Source organism: uncultured Campylobacter sp., assembly GCF_937949835.1.
Taxonomy (GTDB): domain Bacteria; phylum Campylobacterota; class Campylobacteria; order Campylobacterales; family Campylobacteraceae; genus Campylobacter_B.
In genome coordinates this window covers 1-5,105 of record NZ_CALEDC010000241.1, presented here as the reverse complement: position 1 = coordinate 5,105, position 5,105 = coordinate 1, and the positions used below count along the sequence as shown (strand labels likewise).

The following is a 5,105-nucleotide window of genomic DNA, read 5'->3' as shown; positions in this document are numbered from 1 at the left end:
GCTGCTGCATCTCAAGCTTTGACTCAATGCTGCGCTCCGCGCGGAACTTTAAGATCCGCAAAGCGCTCAAAGCCGCTATCTTGCGCACTAAGCTCAGCAAATAGAGCGAGGAATTCCGCTCGCGGCATCTCTTTAGCACCCATAAATTTCAGATGCTCGTTCATAATCTGGCAGTCGATTAGAAAGCCGAAATTTGCAAGCACCTCACAAAGCCTAATCAGCGCGACTTTCGAAGCGTTGCTCTTTAGGCTCAGCATACTCTCGCCGCAAAACACCCGCCCAAAAATTAGCCCGTATAGCCCACCCACAAGCTCGCCGTCCTCGTACGCCTCGACGCTGTGAGCGTAGCCGTCTGCTGCCAAACGCGAGTAAGCCTGCACGATCTGCTCGCTGATCCACGTGCCGTCGCTCTCTTTTTTTCGCACGTCTTTGCAGCGCTCGATGAAGCCCTTAAAATTCGCGTCAAATTTCACTTCATATCGCTTAAGATAGGGCTTGATGGACTTTTGCACGCGCACTTCGCGCGGATCAAGCACTGCGCGCGGATCGGGCGACCACCATAAAATCGGCTCATCCTCGTTAAACCACGGAAATATCCCTGCGCTATAAGCGCTAAGCAAGCAGTCCTCGCTCAGATCGCCGCCACTTGCAAGCGGCGCAAAATCGGGCGCATCCATAGGATCTGGAAAATCGTAAAACCGAGCCATTATTTAACGACACTGCTTTGAGCTAGTGCGGGTTGCTTTTTTTCTATCTGCGGCAAAGGCGTAGAAGTAAAGCTAAAGCTTAGCTCGCCATCTTTTACGCTCACGCTAACTAAGCCGCCCTCTTGCAGCGCGCCAAAAAGCAGCTCGCCGCTTATATGATCGCTGATCTGAGAGCTGATCTCGCGCTTTAAATTTCGCGCGCCAAACTCGTCCGAATAGCCGCGCGAGATAATCAAATCTTTTGCTTCCTTGTTTAGGCTAATCTTTACGTTTTTTAGCTGCGACTCCAGCTCACCGATAGTTTTATCCACGATCTTTTCTAAAATTTCGCCGCTTAAGCGGTTGAAATTTATGATTTTATCGATACGATTGCGAAATTCTGGCGCAAAAAAGCTTTTTATGGCACTATCTACTTTATAGCTCTCGTCCTTCGTAAATCCAACTTGCGGCGCTTCTTTCGTGCCTAAATTCGAGCTCATTATTATGATCGTATTTTTAAAATCGGTCGTAACGCCGTTGTTATCGGTAAGACTTGCGTTATCGAAAATTCCTAAAAAAATATTCGTCATGCTAGGATGAGCTTTTTCTACCTCATCAAATAAAATGACGCTATATGGATGCTTTTTGATGTTATTCGTTAAAATTCCGCCATTTTCAAAGCCCACGTATCCAGGAGGTGCTCCGATGAGCCTAGAGACGCTGTGAGCTTCCATATATTCGCTCATATCGTAGCGCTCAAAATGCACTCCAAGCTGCGCGGCTAAGACCTTGGCTAGCTCACTTTTGCCCACGCCGCTACTACCTGCGAACAAAAATACGCCGATCGGTGATGTCTCGGCGCCGAGCCCCGCGTAAGAGCGCAAAAGTGCCTTGCAAAGGCTGCTAACCGCCTCATCTTGACCGAAAATTTCACGCTTGATATTGGCTTCCAGATTTTTTAGTACCTGTTTATTATCGACGCTACTACTTAAATTTGCAATATTCGCGCTAATCGAAAGTGTATTTACTAAATCGTCCTTACTGATTTCAAGCGGAGCTTCGTGCGGTTTAAACGCAAAGCTCGCGCCCACCTCATCGATGAGATCAATGGCACTATCGGGAAGGAATTTATCACTTTGATATTTTTTAGCAAGCGTTACGCTATCACGTAAAATTTCATCGCTAAATTTCACGCCGTGAAATTCCTCATATTTTTTGGCTACGCCTTTTAAAATTTCGACGCTATCGTCAATGCTAGGCTCGCTTACATCGATCTTACAAAACCTGCGGCTAAGCGCTTTATCCTGCGAAAACGAGCGATATTCGCCGTATGTAGTAGCGCCGATGACCGATAGCTCGCCGCTTGCAAGCGAAGGTTTTAGGATGTTTGACATATCAAGTTCGTTGCGATTACCGGTACCGGCGCCAACGATCGTGTGAATTTCATCGATAAATAAAATCGCGTTTTGATTGGCGCTAAACTCGTCTATGAGATCCTTTAGCCTCTCTTCAAACTCCCCGCGTAGCGTAGTGCCTGCGATCAGAGCGCCAGCATCAAGGGCGTAAATTACCTTGTTTTTTAGCTTTTCTGGCACTTCGCCGCGGACGATTTTTAGCGCGATACCCTCGATGATCGCGGTTTTACCAACTCCTGCCTCGCCCACTAAGATAGGATTGTTTTTCTTGCGGCGACAGAGGGTTTGCAGCGTCTTTTCGATCTCTTTTTCGCGTCCGATGAGTGGATCGATCTTACCTTCAAGCGCAATTTTATTGAGATTCGCTGTATAAAGTGAGCTAGGCGAGTCCTTTTTAATATCGCGCTCGTTTATGGCGTCCTTTTCGCCCTCAAACGCAGGCTCAAATTCCGTATTCTGCCACTGCCTGCGGCTTTCGTCGTAATTCATCGCATGCGTGATATCATCGATATCGTATGAGTTTAGCTTAATCGCTGCGGCTTCGTCGCGAGAAACGACCTCATCGCGGTGATCGAAAGCGGATTTGTACTTTCGCACGATGAGCTCAAAAATCGCGGCATTGATACCGTAGTGATTTAAAATTTTAGTGCAGTCGTTTTCCTTATCATTTAGAATTTTAAGCATAAAATCAAGCTCATTTTTAGGCTCTTTAGCGTTATTTAATTCAGTATAGAACTGCTTAAATTCTATCGTCTGCGCCGGAGCCTTGCCGCTTGATTTAGGCATCATATCCAAAAGCCCGCCCAGATTATCCAAGATATTTAGGTAGTTAATATCCGGAATTTCTTTGGCGATGAGCCCATGGAAGGGCTTATTGTATTTAAAAATCGCATAAACTACGTGCGAAGTGGTGATATATTCGTCCTCGCCGTCGTTTGCGACGCTGATTGCTTGTTCAAAATGTTTGTTTAAAAAAAATCCTATCATTGCTTTCCTTTAAATTTAATCCTCTTCGATCTCACATCTAAGAGGGAATCCTGCGGCCTTTGCCGCTTGTAAAACCGCTTGTTGCTTGCACTCGGCTATCTCTTTAGGATACGCGCCGCAAACCGCGCGACCCTGCTTATGAACTTTCATCATTAAATCTACGGCGTCGTTAAAGTTTTTGGCGAAAATCTCCATCAAAATATAAACCACAAAATCCATCGTCGTCACGTCGTCGTTTAGCAAAATTACTTTATACGGACGAGGCACGAAAGATTTTGTTTTGGCGCGAGTGTGAATCTGCACACCGGTTTTAGTTGCCATTTTTTATCCTGGCGATATCGCTTTTTATCACATCAGTATCGACCATGCCTAAGTAATATGGCTTGCCCCGCTCATCGCCCTCGTTAATGTCGGTAAGCCTTTGATATTTTCCGTCTTTAAGTACTACCTTAAAAGGGATCGAAAGCGCGTGGCGATAACCGATGTCGCTTAAAATTTGACCCACTATGCGCTCGTTTTGTTTTGAATTGGAGATGAAATAATACGCGTTAAACTTTTTCGTAAAATTTTCGATCACCTGCGCATCGGTAATGTCCTCGAAATAAATCAAGCCGACCATCAGAAAATCCGCGGAATTTTTTAGCTGAAAGTCCATCAGATGCGGCGCTTCGATGCGGCATGGCTGACAGTAAGTACCGAAAATATCAAACATTAAAATTTTATCGCTGTCCGCGAGCTTAAAGCCCTTTTCTGTCCGCTCAATCGTTACCTCGCCGCCTACGACGCTTTTAAGCGTAAGGCGCTCGCCCGTTTTAAACGGCGTAAAAGCTACCTCCTCGCCACTTTCTCCGCCAATACGCTCGCCATTTTTATCTTGAGCGGAATTTTTTGCCATTTGATTCTCGCTCGCGGCAGGATTCTCGCCCGCAGAGCCCGTCTTTTTCTGCGAATCATCTCCGCAGCCACTTAAAACAAAAATCGCCAAACATGATAGTAAAAATTTCTTCATTGCATTTCCTTCGGGTTTAAATTTAAGCCCGCATTTTAACCAAAGTTTTGTGAATTTAAAATGAATGCTTGTCGTATCGCTTCATCGCGCTTTGCGCTTCGCGGTCGGCTTCCTTGCGCTTTAGCGATTCGCGCTTGTCGTGCAGATTTTTGCCTTTTGCTAAAGCGATACGCGCCTTTACGCGGTTTTTATCATTGAGATACAGCGACAAAACCACGATGGTAAGGCCCTCTTTGCTAACCGCGCCCAGAAGCTTATCGATCTGCTTTCGGTGCATTAAAAGCTTTCGCACTGCCCCTTCGTCTGGACGAAAGTGGGCGTTGGTGCTTTCAAGATAGCTGATATGCGCGTTTAGCAAAAACAGCTCGCCGCGGATCACGCGACAAAAGCTATCTTTGAGATTGCCCCTGCCCGCGCGCAGAGCTTTGACCTCGCTGCCCTTTAGCACGATGCCCGCTTCAAAGCTTTCAAGTATCGTAAAATCGTGAAATGCCTTGCGATTTTTACTCAGTTCTTTCATCTTTTTCCTTCTAAATTTGACCCTAAGCTTAGCCCGTTTTTGCTTAAATTTAAAAGCGGGCGAGCGAATTTTAAATTTTATCTTTAAATTTAGCTTTTAAATTTTAACCGCGCGCCTTGGAATTCTTATTTTAAGAAAAACACGCTGCTGCCGCTGCCGCTTAGAAACATATCGCGATACTTGCTCATCTGCGGATATAGCTTTATGCACGGCGCGAAAAGATCGTTTAGCTGAAAGCCGCCATATTGCTCTAGCAGTTGCTCGCTGCTTAAACGCAACATCTCTTGCGCCTGCGCGGCATTTATATTTTGCATAAAGCTTGCGCGAAACTCGTTATAAACCGCGCCGGTGGAGCAAAAGATCGCGGGCGTTAAAATTTCGATCGCGGGCAGACGGTCCTCGAAAGGCTCGATGATCTCGCCGATACCGCGCACGTTTGCGGCCTCAAGTCCGCTAACAAAAAACGCGACGTCCGCGCCGATATTTTG

General features: G+C 46.2%; 5 protein-coding genes and 1 pseudogene. All 6 read right to left on the bottom strand.

Annotation, left to right across the window (positions count from 1 at the left end):
- Positions 1-23: 23 nt before the first annotated feature.
- Complete coding sequence (gene aat / locus Q0256_RS05510) at positions 24-707, bottom strand: leucyl/phenylalanyl-tRNA--protein transferase (protein ID WP_297949207.1); 684 nt, start codon at positions 705-707, stop codon at positions 24-26.
- Positions 707-3,088 carry an AAA family ATPase gene (locus Q0256_RS05505; protein WP_297960889.1) on the bottom strand — a complete coding sequence of 794 codons (2,382 nt, stop codon included), beginning with the start codon at positions 3,086-3,088 and terminating at the stop codon, positions 707-709. The genes aat and Q0256_RS05505 overlap by 1 nt, the downstream gene beginning before the upstream one ends.
- Positions 3,089-3,103: 15 nt before the next feature.
- The gene (locus Q0256_RS05500) at positions 3,104-3,409 is read right to left on the bottom strand and encodes an ATP-dependent Clp protease adaptor ClpS (RefSeq protein WP_291936640.1); all 306 of its coding nucleotides are present in this window, start codon (positions 3,407-3,409) and stop codon (positions 3,104-3,106) included.
- Positions 3,399-4,097, bottom strand: coding sequence for a TlpA family protein disulfide reductase (locus tag Q0256_RS05495; protein WP_297881269.1), 699 nt, complete (start codon positions 4,095-4,097; stop codon positions 3,399-3,401). Before Q0256_RS05495 ends, Q0256_RS05500 begins: the two co-directional genes overlap by 11 nt.
- Before the next feature lie 55 nt (positions 4,098-4,152).
- On the bottom strand, positions 4,153-4,617 hold the full coding sequence (smpB, locus tag Q0256_RS05490) for an SsrA-binding protein SmpB (RefSeq protein ID WP_295151446.1): 465 nt from the start codon (positions 4,615-4,617) through the stop codon (positions 4,153-4,155).
- Between the two features lie 125 nt (positions 4,618-4,742).
- Positions 4,743-5,105, bottom strand: a pseudogene (locus Q0256_RS05485) (4-(cytidine 5'-diphospho)-2-C-methyl-D-erythritol kinase); the annotation flags it as partial.